The 15,467-nt window shown below is 68.9% G+C and carries 11 protein-coding genes; 1 reads left to right on the plus strand and 10 read right to left on the minus strand.

Translation table 11 applies throughout. From position 1 onward, the window contains the following. The first annotated feature begins 109 nt into the window (after nucleotides 1-109). On the plus strand, nucleotides 110-1,378 hold the full coding sequence (locus tag ACW176_RS05150; protein WP_492111137.1) for a cytochrome P450: 1,269 nt from the start codon (nucleotides 110-112) through the stop codon (nucleotides 1,376-1,378). 87 nt (nucleotides 1,379-1,465) lie between these two features. On the opposite strand, the gene trpS is transcribed toward ACW176_RS05150, so the two are convergent. The 10 genes from trpS to mutS all read right to left on the minus strand — a co-directional run bounded on the left by trpS (nucleotide 1,466) and on the right by mutS (nucleotide 15,429). Next, the gene (gene trpS, locus ACW176_RS05155) at nucleotides 1,466-2,515 is read right to left on the minus strand and encodes a tryptophan--tRNA ligase (protein ID WP_492056104.1); all 1,050 of its coding nucleotides are present in this window, start codon (nucleotides 2,513-2,515) and stop codon (nucleotides 1,466-1,468) included. A 167-nt stretch (nucleotides 2,516-2,682) separates the two neighbouring features. After that, nucleotides 2,683-4,293 carry a murein biosynthesis integral membrane protein MurJ gene (gene murJ, locus ACW176_RS05160; protein WP_492111138.1) on the minus strand — a complete coding sequence of 537 codons (1,611 nt, stop codon included), beginning with the start codon at nucleotides 4,291-4,293 and terminating at the stop codon, nucleotides 2,683-2,685. Nucleotides 4,294-4,324: 31 nt separating this feature from the next. Further along, nucleotides 4,325-5,269: an NAD(P)/FAD-dependent oxidoreductase gene (locus ACW176_RS05165; RefSeq protein ID WP_492111139.1), complete on the minus strand. Its 945-nt coding sequence runs from the start codon at nucleotides 5,267-5,269 to the stop codon at nucleotides 4,325-4,327. Further along, on the minus strand, nucleotides 5,263-6,018 hold the full coding sequence (locus ACW176_RS05170; protein WP_492111140.1) for an SDR family NAD(P)-dependent oxidoreductase: 756 nt from the start codon (nucleotides 6,016-6,018) through the stop codon (nucleotides 5,263-5,265). The genes ACW176_RS05165 and ACW176_RS05170 overlap by 7 nt, the downstream gene beginning before the upstream one ends. Beyond that, on the minus strand, nucleotides 6,011-6,451 hold the full coding sequence (locus tag ACW176_RS05175) for a DUF3429 domain-containing protein (protein WP_492111141.1): 441 nt from the start codon (nucleotides 6,449-6,451) through the stop codon (nucleotides 6,011-6,013). The genes ACW176_RS05170 and ACW176_RS05175 overlap by 8 nt, the downstream gene beginning before the upstream one ends. Further along, nucleotides 6,448-6,867: a thiol-disulfide oxidoreductase DCC family protein gene (locus tag ACW176_RS05180; RefSeq protein WP_492111142.1), complete on the minus strand. Its 420-nt coding sequence runs from the start codon at nucleotides 6,865-6,867 to the stop codon at nucleotides 6,448-6,450. Before ACW176_RS05180 ends, ACW176_RS05175 begins: the two co-directional genes overlap by 4 nt. Nucleotides 6,868-6,872: 5 nt before the next feature. Beyond that, a complete protein-coding gene (gene folE, locus ACW176_RS05185) occupies nucleotides 6,873-7,511 on the minus strand; it encodes a GTP cyclohydrolase I FolE (protein ID WP_419319263.1) in 639 nt (212 codons plus the stop codon). Nucleotides 7,512-7,610: 99 nt separating this feature from the next. Beyond that, complete coding sequence (locus tag ACW176_RS05190) at nucleotides 7,611-8,252, minus strand: TetR/AcrR family transcriptional regulator (protein WP_492111143.1); 642 nt, start codon at nucleotides 8,250-8,252, stop codon at nucleotides 7,611-7,613. Between the two features lie 1,630 nt (nucleotides 8,253-9,882). Next, nucleotides 9,883-12,708, minus strand: a complete 2,826-nt coding sequence (locus ACW176_RS05195) for a [protein-PII] uridylyltransferase (protein ID WP_492111144.1) — start codon at nucleotides 12,706-12,708, stop codon at nucleotides 9,883-9,885. A 21-nt stretch (nucleotides 12,709-12,729) separates the two neighbouring features. Further along, nucleotides 12,730-15,429, minus strand: a complete 2,700-nt coding sequence (mutS, locus tag ACW176_RS05200; protein ID WP_492111145.1) for a DNA mismatch repair protein MutS — start codon at nucleotides 15,427-15,429, stop codon at nucleotides 12,730-12,732. Between the last annotated feature and the right edge of the window lie 38 nt (nucleotides 15,430-15,467).

Consider the following 15,467-nt stretch of genomic DNA (forward strand, 5'->3'; position numbering starts at 1 on the left):
TGGACCTCGACAGCCCCGCGCGCAAGATGTCGGGCGCCTCAGAAAGAAAGGTGACACAGGCGTCATTTTCTGGCGTGATGCTGAAAACAATGATCCGCGGGAGGCTTACATGAGCGATGGCTCGATTGATCTGAGCGCCGAAGTGCGCGCCAAGGCCTGGTCCATTCCCCTCGAGGACTACCATGTCGCCGATCCGGTCCTGTTCCAGACCGACGCCATGTGGCCCTATTTTGAACGGCTCCGCAAAGAAGACCCGGTTCACTATTCCAAGGGCAATGAGGAAACGGGCCCCTACTGGTCGGTGACCCGCTACAACGACATCATGGCTGTCGACACCAATCACGCGGTGTTTTCGTCCGACGCCCATCTGGGCGGCATCACGATCCGGAACTTCGACGAGGACTTCGTCCTGCCGATGTTCATCGCCATGGACCCGCCCAAGCACGACATCCAGCGCAAGACGGTGAGCCCTATCGTCTCGCCCCAGAACCTGGCCAAGCTGGAAGGCCTGATCCGCGAGCGGGTGAACCTGATCCTCGACGACCTGCCGATCGGCGTGCCCTTCGACTGGGTCGACAAGGTGTCGATCGAGCTGACCACCCAGATGCTGGCCACCCTGTTCGACTTCCCGTGGGAAGAGCGCCGCAAGCTGACCCGCTGGTCGGACATCGCCACCGCCTCGCCGGAAAGCGGCCTGATCGAGAGCGAGGACGCCCGCCGGGCCGAACTGCTGGAGTGCCTGGCCTATTTCACCAATCTGTGGAACGAGCGGGTCAACGCCACCGAGCCGGGCGGCGACCTGATCTCGATGCTGGCCCACGGCGAAGCCACCCGCGACATGCCGCCCATGGAGTATCTGGGCAACATCATCCTGCTGATCGTCGGCGGCAATGACACGACCCGCAACTCCCTGACCGGCGGCCTCTACGCCCTGTCCAAGAACCCGGAACAGGAAGCCAAGCTGCGGGCCAATCCAGAGCTGATCCCGTCGATGGTCTCGGAGATCATCCGCTGGCAGACGCCCCTGGCCCACATGCGCCGCACCGCGCTAGAAGATGTCGAACTGGGCGGCAAACAGATCAAGAAGGGCGACAAGGTCGTCATGTGGTACGTCTCGGGCAACCGCGACGACACCGTGATCGAAGACGCCGACAGCTTCATCATCGACCGCGAAAACCCCCGCCGCCACCTGTCGTTCGGCTTCGGCATCCATCGCTGCGTGGGCAACCGCCTGGCCGAGATGCAGCTGAAGATCGTCTGGGAAGAAATCCTCAAGCGCTTCCCGAAGATCGAGGTCCTCGACGAGCCGCGCCGGGTCTATTCCAGCTTCGTGAAGGGCTATGAGACCCTGACGGTGCGGATCCCCGAGCGGGTCTAGTCGGCGAACACTTGCCCCCTCCGCGCCTTCGGCGCTCCTCCCCCGTAGGGGGAAGACGACCGCGAAGCGGTCAGGAGGGGGCGAGTTTCAAGCCCCCCAGAACCCCACCAGCTTCTTGACCTCGGCCACGGTCGGGGCAGCCACTTCGCGCGCCCGCTCCGCGCCCTTGGCCAGGATGCGGTCGATCTCGGCCGGATCGGCCAGCAGGGTCCGCATGCGCTCCCCCACCGGGGCCAGCTTCTCGACCGCCAGTTCGGCCATGGCCGGCTTGAAGGTTCCAAAGCCCTTGCCGGCATACTCGGCCAGGACTTCCGCCTTCGTCCGGCCGTCCAGGGCCGCGAAGATGCCGACCAGGTTGTCGGCCTCGGGGCGGGTCGCCAGCTCTTCCAGCGTCTCGGGCAGGGGCTCGGGATCGGTGCGGGCCTTCTTGACCTTGGCGGCGATGGTGTCGGCGTCGTCGGTCAGGTTGATACGGCTATAGTCCGACGGATCGGACTTGCTCATCTTGGCCGAACCGTCGCGCAGGCTCATGATCCGCGCGCCGGGGCCCTGGATCAGCGGATCAGGCTGCGGGAAGAAGTTGGGCGCGGCAAAGTCGTGGTTGAACTTGGCGGCGATGTCGCGGGTCAGTTCCAGATGCTGCTTCTGGTCCTCGCCCACCGGCACGTGGGTGGCCTTGTAGATCAGGATGTCGGCGGCCTGCAGCACCGGATAGGTGTAGAGCCCCACCGAACTGCGCTCCTTGTTCTTGCCGCTCTTTTCCTTGAACTGGGTCATGCGGTCCAGCCAGCCCAGGCGGGCCACGCACTGGAAGATCCAGGCCAGTTCGGCATGCTCGGGCACGGCCGACTGCGGGAAGATGGTGGCCTTGGCCGGATCGAGACCGGCGGCCAGATAGGCGGCGGCGATCTCGCGGGTCTGCTGGGCCAGGGCCGCCGGCTCCTGCCAGACGGTGATGGCGTGCAGGTCGGCCACGAAGATGAAGGTGTCGATCTCGTGTTGCAGGCGGGCGAACTTCACCAGCGCGCCCAGATAGTTGCCCAGATGCAGGGCCCCGGAGGGCTGCACGCCGGAGAGGACGCGGGCCGGGCCCGCATAGGCGGCAAGGGGGGCGGCGACGGGAGCTTGGTCGGTCATGGCTTCAGCCTTGAATGCGTAGATTTGAGGTGGCGAGCGCGAGGGCGCCAACCGCATCCGAAGATGCGGCGATCAGGGTCAGCGGGAGCCGCGCCATCGCGACGCGAAGGGACCGATCAAAGCCATGCCCGCTGGTTACCGCTCCGCGCACCGCAGGGCAAGCCGGCTCAGCGCCCGGCGCCGCGCCGTAGCACGGTCTTGGCCTCGGCCACGGTGACCCCGCCCGACAGCAGCAGGAGCAGCGGATAGAGCGCCGCCGCCAGGGCGCAGGTCGCCAGGATGGCCAGCTCCTTGGCCGAACCCAGACCCACGGCCAGGATCGGCGCCTCGATGGCGGCGCGCCAGTGCGACATCGCCGCCAGGATCATGCCCAGGGCGACGCTGGCCGCCAGCACCCGGATGATCTTGCCCCAGGCCATGGCGCTGGGGGTGTAGTCGCCGCGCTTGCTCAAGGTCAGCACCATCTGCAGCACATTGATCCATGAGGCGGCGCTGGTCGCGGCGGCCAGGCCCGGCACGCCCATGAACGGGAACAGGGCCAGACCCAGGCCGATATTGACGGCCACCGAAACCAGGGCGAACCGCATCGGGCTCTTGGTGTCGCCCCGCGCAAAGAAGGCCGGCGACAGGATGCGAGCCAGCACGAAGGCCGGGGTGCCCCAGCCATAGTGCAACAGGGCGTTGGCCGTCTGGCGGGCGTCGAACACCGTGAACTCGCCGCGCGTGAACAGGCCGTCGATCAGGAAGAACGGAATGCTGAACAGCGCCACAGCGGCCGGCAGGGTCAGGGCCAAGGCAAAGACGATGGCCTGGTCCATGGCGCTCTGGGCCTCGCGGCGATCCTCGGCCACCACGGCCCGCGACAGGCGCGGCAGCAGGGCGACGCCGATGGCCACGCCCACCAGGCCCAGCGGCAGCTGATACAGGCGGTCGGCATAGGCCAGCCAGGTCCGCGCGCCGTTCACATGGCTGGCCAGCACGCCCGAGATGGTGATGTTGATCTGGCTGGCGCTGGCGGCGATGGCGCCCGGTATGGCCAGGGCGATCAGGCCCTTGATCTCCGGGGTGAGGCGCGGCAACCGCCAGCGGATCGTCGCCCCGGCCTTGCGCACCGCCCAGACCAGCAGCAGCACCTGGCAGATCCCGGCGGCCAGAATGCCCCAGGAGGCCGCCGTGGCCGCCTGATGAGCGGTCTTGGTCGGGATGACCGCGATCAGGGTCACGAGATTGAGCAGGATCGGGGCTGCGGCCGAGACGATGAACTTGCCCCGGGCGTTCAGAACGCCCGACAGCAGGGCCACGATGGCCATGCAGGGCAGATAGGGCATGGTGATCTGGGTCAGGATCACGGCCAGCTTGTACTTGTCGGTGCCAAAGCCAAAGCCCGGGCTGATGACCATCATGAGCCACGGCATGGCGGCCTGCGAGATCAGGGTCAGGCCGACGGTGAAGGCGGCGATGGTGGCCATGGCGTCGGCCGCCAGCTTGTCGGCCACCTCGGCCCCGTCGCGGTCCAGCGTCTTGGAATAGGCCGGCACGAAGGCCGCCGCGAAGGCGCCTTCGGCGAAGATCCGCCGGAACAGGTTGGGGAACATCTGGGCGGTGTTGAAGGCGTCAGCCGCGAAATTGGCGCTGGCCCCCAGGAAGTAGGACATCACCAGATCGCGCACGAAGCCCATCAGCCGGCTGACCAGGGTCAGGCCCGAATAGATCGCCGAGGACCGGATCATGCCGGGGGCTTTTTTCGGGGCGGCGGCGGGGGGTGCGGTGTCGGTCACGCCCGGCTTCTGGGCGTTGCCGCTGACGGCGTCAAGGCAGGAGCCCAGCCGCCATCTCGAAGCCTGATCGCCAGGCGCCCTCGACCGAGCCGCCGCCCAGCCAGTCGCCGCAGACGCCCAGGCGGCTCGCCGCGTCCCACAGGGGCGGACGCGGCGCGGCCAGGGGCCGGGCATAGCGCCAGCGATGGGCCACCGCCGAAACGGCGAGGGGCGCAGACGATCCCAGCAGGGCCTCAAAGCCCGCCAGCAGCCGGGGCGCGGCCTGATCGGCGGTCAGTTCCAGATGGTCGCGCGACCAGTCGGGGGTGGCGTGGATCACCCAGGCCTCGGTCGCTGCGCGCCCTGGCTTGCTGGCCTCGCGGCTGGCGAAGGCCACCACCTCATCGCCGGTCAGAACCGCCTCGGCGCTTTGCACGGGCTGATCGAACACCGCCATCAGGGTCCAGCACGGCGCAGAGCGAACGGCGCGGGCCAGAGCGGCGAATTGTGGCTGGACCGGAGCCAGCAGAACGGCGGCCTGTTCGGCGGGTATGGCCACGACGAGGCGGTCAAACGGCCCCTCGTCCTGCGTCGTCCCGGCCAGGCGCCAGCCGGCGCCGTCGCGCGAAAGCCCGCTGATCGTCTGGCTCCAGCGGGTGTCCAGATCGGCCGCCATGGCCTTCAGCGGCGCGTTCATCGCGGGGACCCCGACAAACTGTCCGGGTCCTGCGGCAGGCCAGGGTGCGGCCAGACCCTGCAGGCTCCAGAACTGCACCTGAGCCTGAAAGTCGGCCTCCAGGGCCGCAAAGGCCGGCGCGCCATGATCGAAGGCGACCTCACCCTCGCCCAGAGCCTGCCGCCGGGTCGACATCCGCCCGCCCGGCCCTCGCGCCTTGTCGAACAGCACGACCGGGCAACCGGCCGCCTGCAGGGCGGTGGCGCAGGTCAGACCGGCCATACCGGCGCCGATGACGGCGGTGCGAGGCTGGCTCACCATGGAATGGGCGCTCCGTCCCAGGCGTAGAAGCCGCCATTGGCCTCGGGACCCAGGCTCTCGACCACCGCCAGCAGGGCGGCGGCCGACTGCTCGGCGGTGAACAGCCGTCCGTCGGCCACCCCCGCCTGGAACGGCGCGCTGAGGGCGGTGTCGACCGTGCCGGGATGCAGCGCCACGCAGACGCCCAGCGGCCGGGTGCGCCGGTGCTCAATCGCGATAGTGTGGATCAGCATGTTCAGCGCCGCCTTCGAAGCGCGATAGCCGTACCAGCCACCCAGCTGGTTGTCGCCGATACTGCCCACCCGGGCCGACAGGGCGGCCAGAACGCTGGGCTGGTCGCGCGGGGTCAGGGGCAGCAGGTGCTTGGCGACCAGGGCCGGGCCCACGGCATTGACCAGAAACACCCGCGACAGGGCCTCGGCGGTCACGGCGCGCAGGGTCTTTTCCGGCGCCAGACCCTCGCCGTGCAGAATGCCGGTGGCGATCAGGATCAGGGTCGGCGCCCCCAGGGCGGCGATGCGGACGGCGGCCGCCGCCAGACTGTCCTCGTCGAGAATATCGGCCGGCATCCAGACCATCCGGTCCTGGGCGTCCGTCGCCGGCCAGTCCGCCGGAAGCCGTCGCGACAGGACGATGACCCGATCATAGCTCGGGTTTCCGGCCAGGGCGCGGGCCAGGGCCCCGCCGACGCCCCCCGCGCCGCCGACCACGACGGCCAGCCGGGCTGGTGTGGAAGCCGCCTCAGCCATGCAGCACCAGCGCGCCGGCCGACAGCCCGGCCGTGCCGCCCAGGGTCAGGATCAGTCTCAGGCGTGGATACCAGTCGGGCAGGCCGCTGGACCAGACATCCCAGGCGCCGTGGATCAGCAGGGCCAGGGCCAGCACCGCCAGCTGCGTGGCCCGCAGCTCGGCGGGCAGCAGCAACACGGCCAGGGCGACCAGGGTCGGGATCATGGCCAGCGACACGACCCGGGCGTCAACGCGATCCTGACGCACCGCCATGGCCCAGCGCGCTCCGCCCAGAAAGGACAGGATCAGGCCGCCATACAGGGCCAGGGCGCGGGCCGCGAAGGCGGCGTGGTCGGGAAACAGGCCGCCGATCAGGGGCGGCGCCAGGAAGGGGATCAGGCCCAGCAGGCCATAGGCCAGCACCACGCGCGGCGTTCCGGGCGCGGGGGTCATGCCCGACCTCCGCGCGAGGTTCTCTCAAGCCGGCGAACCAGCGCCTGCAGCCGGGGCCGCAGCCGCAGGAAGCCGCGATAGGCCCGCTCCAGCCCCCACAGCAGCGCCGGGTTTCGCGCCATCCGGCCAAACGGCGCCAGCACGGGAATGGCCCGCCACAGGGCCGCGAAGGCCGCGGCGCCCGACACCATGGCTCCGCCGGCCTCCTGGGCGTGAAAGCGCGCCAGCAGCTGCGCGCGATCGGTCGGACAGCTGCCGTCGCCGGCCACATCGACAAAGGCGATCGCGCCCCGGCGATCCAGCCGCCGCATCAGGGCGATCTCGCGGACGCACAGCGGGCAGTCGCCGTCGAACCAGACCGTCACCGCCGGCGTCGTCGAAGCGAGGGGCGGCGAGGCGAGGGGCGGGGCGGTCATCGGTCTCAGGCCTGCCGGACCATGCGCAGGAACTCGTCCCGCGTGCGGCCATCGTCACGGATCACGCCCAGCAGGCGGCTGGTCGACAGCATCGAGCCGGCCGTATCGACACCGCGCAGGGTCATGCAGCTGTGCTCGGCCTCGATCACCACGCCGACGCCCAGGGGATCGAGCACATCCTGGATGGTCTGGGCGATGTCGGCGGTCAGCTTTTCCTGGATCTGCAGGCGCTTGGCGAAGCCGCGAACCACCCGGGCCAGCTTGGAAATGCCCACCACCCGGTTGCGCGGCAGATAGCCCACATGGGCCCGGCCGATCACCGGCAGCATGTGGTGCTCGCAGAAACTGACCACCCGGATATTGGACAGCACGATCAGGTCCTCATAGCCGCCGACCTCTTCGAAGGTCCGCTCCAGATGGCGGCGCGGATCCTCGCCATAGCCGCTGAACAGCTCGCCATAGGAACGCGCCACCCGGGCCGGGGTGTCCAGCAGGCCTTCGCGCGACGGATCGTCGCCCGCCCACTCGATCAGCACGCGCACGGCCGCCTCGGCCTCGGCCTGGCTGGGGCGCGACGGGCTGTGGGCGTGGGGATGCAGCTCGTGGCAGGCGAGAGAGGAATTGCCGTGAATCTTGCTCGCCATGCCGTTCTCTCCGCGCCGATCACCGAACCTAGGAGCGGGGTTCTATATCTCACTTGAGATATAGAAAAGCGGAGAGTTGGCGACTGTGGCGAATGGCCGTCAGGCCGGAACCCGAACGGCATAGGCCCGCACGAAGGCCTCGCTGACCGAGCGGGCCAGATCCTCCGTCGACAGCGGCCGCACATGGGTTCCGTTCAGCTGGTCCTGGTGCAGGCAGGCCACCAGCAGCGGCGACAGCAGCATCAGGCCGGCGGCGCGGGCGTCGGCCTGGATCATCTCGCCGCGCTGCATGTGTTCTTCCAGGCGGGCTTCCAGCACCTGCAGGGTCGGCTCGACAATATGGTTCAGGGCCGAGGCGCCGATCTGCGGATCCAGGAACCCTTCGGCCAGACTGACGGCGAAGATGTCGCCCAGCTTGACGGGGCGCGGGGCCTGCAGGGCCCGGATCAGGGCCTCGGCATAGCCCTGGATCGACTCGGCGAACGGCCGGTCGGAGCTGCGCTGGGCGTCCAGGCCGTCGCGGCCCACCCGAAGACAGTCGGCCAGCACCGCGTCGACCACCGCCTGACGGCCGCCGAAATAGTGCCGCAGGGTCGGAACGCTGACCTCGGCGGCCCCGGCCAGATCGCGCAGACTGGGACGCGCCGCCTGCCGATGCATCAGGCGCGTGGTCATCTTGGTCAGCAGATCACGCCGCTTGGTCTCGTGATCGGCGGCCAGGGAGCCCTTGGGTCTCGACACCGTGATTGTCCTCGTACGCGCCACCCGTAACGCGAAGGCGCGGCGGCGGCAATCTGGGCGGGGCTCCACGGGCGCGACTTCGCGACCTCGCGCGGAAACCGCCGATGGTGTGGGAAGAGCGGCGGAGCGTCCGGGCCTCGCCCGGATGAGGGGATAGCAAATACCGTTTCGACGAAGACGAACGCTCCGCGTGATCGTTATCCCTCTGGCCGGGGCGCGCAGGCCTGTTCAGCCTTTTGCCCCACCCGGGTTTTGTCCTGCCTCGCGACGGACCCAGCCTTGGGCTGCAGCCGCGCCGATTCCGGAGGAACCCGGAGCGAACCTTCGGACGGGCGGAGGCCTTGGCTTGCCCCCGATGGACAGGTTTACGTCCCCTGCCCTCACTTTAACCGGCCGCTCGGGCATACGCCCGAACGGTGGCCCGCTCGATCACCCCTGACAGCCGTCTCTGGTCGCCGGCCGGACGCCCTTCCCGTGCTGTCAGGTGAGATTGAGTATGCGGGAGGTTTCGACGCGTCTGATGGGCGCGATCAACTATTTTGCAAGATGTTGAATAGATTGGATTTTGTTCCGGAAACTACGGGGATTGAGCGCGGCGTATCCCCGTACGCCCAGCCCTCTCCCAGAGGGAGAGGGAGGGACCCACGCTTGCGTGGGAGGGTGAGGGGTTACACTGGTGGCCGTTGTCGCACTGAGGGCCGCGCCCTGTCCGGAAGGGCTTCGCAAACCCCTCATCCTCCCACGCCTACGGCGCGGGCCCCTCCTTCTCCCTCTGGGAGAAGGGTTCGATCACGGCGTTCCGCCCGCCTTCGCGCCGAAGGGAGCCATCCCTTCATCTCACGGCGAGACGATCGCCGGACTGTCCAGGTCACTCAAGGCCGACCCTCCGGGTCGCCGCGGAGCGGCCGGTCGCAGACCGGGCCTTGACTGACCTGGACAGTCCGGCACGCTGCTGCCTCCAAGAGATGAATGGCTGGCTCTGCGCGAGGGCGCGAATCTAAACGTGAGTCCTGGTTCAGTTTAGATGCGGCAGCATGTCGCGGCGTGGCCTTCAAAGTTAGTATAGCTGGTGAGTTCGACAGCGACTGTCGTGCAATTAACCGCACATTAACTAAAAACTGCTCTCGCAGGCGTTGACGAGTCATTGCCCCCTGTGGCCCCATATGGAGGCTGAAGCTCGTCCCCACACAAGATGTAGGGCCGATTCGGTCGTGAAGGGCTCGCACGTGGACGAGCACCAAGAGGCACAGTTGATGACCACACGGTCTTCGACGGGCGCGAACTTTCGTTCCGCCGTGACGGGCCGTTATGTGAAGCCGCAAGTGGCAGCACGTAACCCCAACACGACGGTTCGTGAAGCGCGTCCTGCGCCGAAGAAATAGGCCAAGGCCTATGTCTGCTGAAAGGTTTGAGAGACGGCCTTTCGGCGCCCATACCTCAGTGAGGTAGCCGGGACGAACGACCCACCCTGGAAAGTGAAAAGTCGCTCGCCCCCCTAACGCAGCCCCGGTGACCTAGTCGCCGGGGCTGATTCATTCCCGCAAGCTCGACGAGAAAATCGAAGCAGGCGCGATGGAAAAAGGTAATCGCTCAAAGCGGACAACAACAAGCTAATTCTGTTGTTTTCCCCCTACCGCGCCACGCTCGCCCGCGCCCGCTTCAGCCCCGGCCGCGTGTTCGGCGCCCCGGCTTCATTCGCTTCCAGCGCCGACAGCAGATCCGCCTTCAGCGCCGTGACCTTGCGGGTCTCGGTCAGTTTGCCGCCCTCGGACGTCTGCACATAGAAGGCGTCGACCGCGCGTTCGCCATAGCCGTCGATATGGGCCGACTGGATCGACAGGCCGCTCGTCGCCAGGGTCTGGGCCAAGGCGTGCAGCAGGCCCGGGCGGTCGCGGCCCGAGGCTTCGACCACGGTGGCGTCGTTGGAGGCCTCGTTGTCGACCACCACGCTCGGCGCAATCGAGAAGGCCGCCGTGCGCGACTGTTCGGCGCCGCGACGGGGCTCGAAGCTCATGGTTTCGCCACGACCGGCGGCTTCCAGGGCGTCGGCCAGACGGCGCAGGGCGCGGGGGTTTTCGCAGCCCAGCGGGGCGCCGGTGACGTCCTGCACATAGAAGACGTCCAGCGCCTGGCCCTGGCGCGAGGTGAAGACCCGCGCGCCGACGACATTGCCGCCCAGCGAGGAGATGGCCAAAGCCAGGTCGGCGAACAGGCCGCGACGGTCTCTGGCCGCGACCACGATCTCGGCGGCGTTGGAGCCCGGCGTCACCTGGCCCTCGGCGGCGGCTCCGCCCTGGATGGCGGCGCGGCGGGCCAGGGCCGCGTGGTCCTTGAGTTCCTGCGCCTTGAAGGCGCTGAAATAGGCGTCCTCCATGGCTGACGCCCAGCCCGCTGCGGCCGGGTCGTCGGCGATCAGGGCCTCGCGCGCGGCCTCGGCGACGGCCTCCTGATGGCGCTGGACGCTGGCGGCGGCGTCGCTGCCTCGGCCACCGCGGAACACCGCTTCGGTGGCGTTGTAGAGCTCGCGCAGAAGCTGGCCCTTCCAGCCGTTCCAGACGCCCGGGCCCACGGCGCGGATGTCGGCGACGGTGATGACCAGCAGCAGGCGCAGGCGCTCGGGGTTTTCGACGATGCGGGCGAAGGCGGCGACGGTGCCGGGGTCGGAGACGTCGCGCTTTTGGGCGAAGTCGCTCATCACCAGATGGTTCTCGACCAGCCAGGCCACCAGCTCGACCTTCAGACGGTCGACGCCCAGGCGTTCGCAGGCGCTGCGGGCTGACCGGGCCCCGGCCTTTTCCTGGCCGCCCACTCCGCCCTTGCCGGTGTCGTGCAGCAGCATGGCCAGGAACAGGGCCTCGCGGTCCTCGATCAGCGGCATGATGGAGACGGCCAGCGGATGATCCTCGGCCAGGCGGCCGGCGGCGATGTCGCCGATCACGCCCACGGCCCGCAGGGTATGCTCGTCCACCGTATAGGAGTGGTACATGTTGAACTGCATCTGGGCGACGATGCGGCCAAATTCAGGGACAAACCGGCCCAGCACCCCGGCGTCATTCATCAGGGTCAGGGTGCGATAGCTGCGCTTGCCCCGGGCCAGCAGGTGCAGGAAGGCCTCGCAGGCATCCTCGTCACGGCGCACCCGCGAGGTGATCAGGGCCAGGGAGCGGGTCACGGCGGTGAAGGCGTCGGGGTGCAGGTCCAGGTCGCGTTCGTCGGCGATCTTGAACAGCCGGATCAGATTGACCGGATCGGCCTCGAACACCTCGGGCCCGTCGATATTCAGACGGCCGCCGTCCTCGTAGAAGCCCTCGACATCCAGCGCCTTGCGCTTGGGCCGACCGCCGCCGGGCAGGAAGCGGGAAATGCCCTTGGGCTCGTTCTTGAAATGCTCGGCTTCCAGCTTGGCCGAGAAGGCGCGGGTCAGGGCCCCGACCTCCTTGGCGATCAGGAAGTAGCGCCGCATGAACCGCTCGACCGCCGGGGCGTCGCCCCGGTCGCCATAGCCCATGCGGCGGGCGATCTCGGGCTGCAGGTCGAAGGTCAGGCGCTCTTCGGGCCGGCCGGTGGTGAAGTGCAGGTGGGCGCGCACCGCATGCAGAAAGTCGAAGGCGCGGATGAAGGCCTTGGCTTCACGCCGGTCGAACACTGCCAGCTTGAAGACGTCTTCCGGACGATCCACCGGGTGCAGATATTCGGCGATCCACATCAGGGTGTGCAGGTCGCGCAGCCCGCCCTTGCCCTCCTTGACGTTAGGCTCGACCATGTAGCGGCTGGCCCCGGCCCGGGCCTGGCGGTCGTCGCGTTCCTTCAGCTTGGCGGCGACGAACTGGGCGCCGGTGCCCTTCATGACGTCGTCGCGGAAGCGCTTCTTGAGGTCCTCGCCCAGGCGCTCGTCGCCGGTCAGGCGGCGGGCCTCCAGGATGGTGGTGCGGATGGTGAAGTCTTCGCGCGACAGCCGCACGCATTCCTCGACCGTGCGCGAGGCGTGGCCGACCTTGAAGCCCAGATCCCACAGCGCATAGAGCATGAACTCGATCACGCTCTCGGCGTGAGGCGTGGTCTTGTAGGGCCGCAGGAACAGCAGATCGATGTCGGAATAGGGCGCCAGGGTTCGCCGGCCATAGCCGCCGACGGCCAGCAGGCACAGGCGCTCGCCCTCGGTGGGGTTGCGGGCCCGGAATACATGGACCGTGGTGAAGTCATAGAGGGCGGTGATCACCTCGTCGGTGACGCCGCTGAGCAGGCGCGAGGTCTCAAGGCCCCCGGCCCCGTTCTCCAGCCGCTCCTTGGCGATCATCCGGCCGCGGAACAGGGCCTGTTTGAGGATCTCGATGGCGCGGACGCGCTGCTCGGCCTCGTTGCCGATCGAGTCGAGGGCGGCGGCCGAGAGACGCGCACGCAGGGCGTGACCGTCGACGACATGTTCCAGCGGGGTGGGGCGAAGGCGACGGGGCATGATGGGGATATGGTGTACCCGCTAAGCCTTGAGCAGTCCCTTAAGGCGATATAGCGCCTCAAGGGCTTCCCGGGGCGACATTCCGTCCACATCGAGGTCTTTCAGGGCCGTATCGATGACACTGGGCGCCGCCCTGGCGGGCGCCGCCATGGCCTGGCTCATCGCAAACAGCGGCAGGTCGTCGAGGCGGGCGGGTGATTCGTCCTTGGTCTCGAGGCGATCCAGCACCTCGCGGGCCCGGGCCACGACCGGGGCCGGAACCCCGGCCAGCTTGGCCACCTGCACGCCGTAGGAGCGATCGGCCGGACCGGCGGCGGCCTCGTGTAGGAACACCAGGTCGCCGTTCCATTCCTTGGCCCGCAGGGACAGGTTGGAGACGTGGTCCAGCCGTTCCTCCAGGGTCGCCAGCTCGTGATAGTGGGTGGCGAACAGGGCGCGGCAGCGGTTGGTGTCGTGCAGGGCCTCGGCGCAGGCCCAGGCGATGGCCAGACCGTCATAGGTGGCCGTGCCCCGGCCGATCTCGTCCAGGATCACCAGACTGCGTGGCGTGGCCTGGGTGAGAATGGCGGCGGTCTCGACCATCTCCATCATGAAGGTCGAGCGGCCCCGGGCCAGATCATCCCCGGCCCCGACCCGGCTGAACAGCCGGTCGACCACGCCCAATCGGAAGCTGGCGGCGGGCACGAAGCAGCCGGACTGGGCCAGGATGGCCAGCAGGGCGTTCTGGCGCAGGAAGGTCGATTTACCCGCCATGTTGGGGCCGGTGACGATCGACAGGCGCGGCCCGGTCTCGCCCGAGGCGTCCAGGCAGCAATTGTTGGGCGTATAGGGATCGCCGGCCCGCTTGACGGCGGCCTCGACCACAGGATGGCGGGCGGCCTGGGCGTCGAAGGCCAGGGAGCGGTCGACGATGGGCCGCGTAGCCCCGCTGTCCTGGGCCCATTCGGCCAGGGCGGCGGCGACATCGAGCCGGGCCAGCGCCTCGGCGGCGATCTGAATGGCGTCGGCCAGCAGGCGGGCCACCTCGCGCCAGGTCTCGAAGGCGGCGATCTCCATGGCCAGCACCCGCTCGCCGGCCTGGGCGATACGGGCGTCCAGATCCGCCAGCTCCACCGTGGTGAAGCGCACCTGGTTGGCCAGGGTCTGGCGGTGGATGAAGGTGGCGTTCAAGGGCGGCTGGAACAGCGGATCGGCCTTGCCGGCCGTGGCCTCAACGAAATAGCCCAGCACGCCGTTGTGGCGGATCTTCAGCGGCACGCCGCTGTCCATCGCCAGCTGGGCCTCGAGGGCGATGATCACCTTGCGGCTGTTGTCGCGCAGGGCGCGGGCCTCATCCAGTTCCTCGCGGATCCCGGAGGCCACGAAGCCGCCGTCGCGGGCCAGGGCCGGCAGGTCGGGGCCCAGCCCCGCCTCCAGCGCCGCCAGAAAGCCGCCCAGCCCCTCGTGCAGGTCGGGCGTCAGGGCGCGGAAGGCGTGCTCCAGCTCGAACGGCGGCGAGGTCAGCGGATCGCCCGAGCCGGCGACCATCGCGGCCAGGGTCTCGCCGATCTTCAGGGTGTCGCGGATGCAGCCCAGGTCGCGCGGCCCGCCCCGGCCGAGCGCCAGGCGCGAGAGGGCGCGGGCCATGTCGCCCGAGCCCTTCAGGGTCTCGCGCAGCCGCTGGCGCAGGGACCGGTGCTCGACGAACCACTGCACCGCGTCCAGGCGCTGGTCGATGGCCGCGACATCCAGCAGCGGCCGGGCCAGGCGCGAGGCCAGCAGCCGCGCACCGCCCGAAGTGATCGTGCGGTCGATGGCGGCCAGCAGCGAGCCGTTGCGGTCGCCGGTCTGGGTGCGGTCGATCTCCAGGCTGCCCCGGGTGGCCGGGTCGATGGCCATGACATCGGCGTCGGCCGCCCGGCGCGGGGCGCGCAGGGCCGGCAGCCGGCCGGCCTGGGTCATTTCCAGATGGGCGGCGATCAGGCCCAGCGCCCCGATCTCGGCCGGCGACAGACCGCCGAACCCGTCCAGGGTGTCGACGCCGTACAGCCGCTTGACCCGCGCCTCCGAAGCCTGCGGTTCCGACAGGGCCGAGGGCATGGGCTGGATCAGGCCGCCGCAGATCTTCAGGGTCTGGGACAGTTGGTCGTCCGACAGCAGCCGGTCGGCGACCAGGGTCTCGGACGGGGCCAGGGCCGCCAGGATCGCGGCGACGCCATCCTTGCTGACCAAGAACACCTCGACCTCGCCGGTCGACAGCTCGACGGAGGCCACGGCCGCCTGCCCCGCCCGCACCGCCACGGCGGCCAGGCGATTGGCGCCGCGCGCGTCCAGCAGGCCCTCCTCGGTCAGGGTGCCCGGGGTGACCACCCGCACGATGTCGCGCCGTACGATCGACTTGGAGCCGCGCTTCCTGGCCTCGGCCGGGTCTTCCATCTGCTCGCAGACAGCGACCTTGAAGCCCTGGCGGATCAGCTTGGACAGATAGGCCTCGGCCGCGTGCTGCGGCACCCCGGCCATCGGGATCGGCTGGCCGTTGTGCGTGCCGCGAAAGGTTTGCGAGATGCCCAGAGCGGCGGCCGCCGCGATCGCGTCGTCGAAGAACAGCTCGTAGAAATCGCCCATCCGAAAGAAGATCAGGGCATCCGGCTGCCGCGCCTTCATCTCGAAAAACTGCTGCATCACCGGCGTCGCGCCGGTGGCGTCATAGGTCTGGATGGGCGTGGAGGCGGGGGCGTTCATCGGCGCGGAACCTACAGCGCGTCGCCGGCTTCGTTAAG

The sequence above is a fragment of the Caulobacter sp. FV1ye13L genome, assembly GCF_058681155.1.

Bases quoted from the DNA above. Each gene is read 5' to 3' on its own strand.
- trpS (WP_492056104.1), bottom strand. From the start codon at position 2,515: ATGACCGACCAAGCTCCCGTCGCCGCCCCCCTTGCCGCCTATGCGGGC.
- ACW176_RS05165 (WP_492111139.1), bottom strand. From the start codon at position 5,269: ATGGTGAGCCAGCCTCGCACCGCCGTCATCGGCGCCGGTATGGCCGGT.
- ACW176_RS05195 (WP_492111144.1), bottom strand. From the start codon at position 12,708: ATGCCCCGTCGCCTTCGCCCCACCCCGCTGGAACATGTCGTCGACGGT.
- mutS (WP_492111145.1), bottom strand. From the start codon at position 15,429: ATGAACGCCCCCGCCTCCACGCCCATCCAGACCTATGACGCCACCGGC.
- folE (WP_419319263.1), bottom strand. From the start codon at position 7,511: ATGGCGAGCAAGATTCACGGCAATTCCTCTCTCGCCTGCCACGAGCTG.
- ACW176_RS05180 (WP_492111142.1), bottom strand. From the start codon at position 6,867: ATGACCGCCCCGCCCCTCGCCTCGCCGCCCCTCGCTTCGACGACGCCG.
- ACW176_RS05170 (WP_492111140.1), bottom strand. From the start codon at position 6,018: ATGGCTGAGGCGGCTTCCACACCAGCCCGGCTGGCCGTCGTGGTCGGC.
- ACW176_RS05150 (WP_492111137.1), top strand. From the start codon at position 110: ATGAGCGATGGCTCGATTGATCTGAGCGCCGAAGTGCGCGCCAAGGCC.
- ACW176_RS05175 (WP_492111141.1), bottom strand. From the start codon at position 6,451: ATGACCCCCGCGCCCGGAACGCCGCGCGTGGTGCTGGCCTATGGCCTG.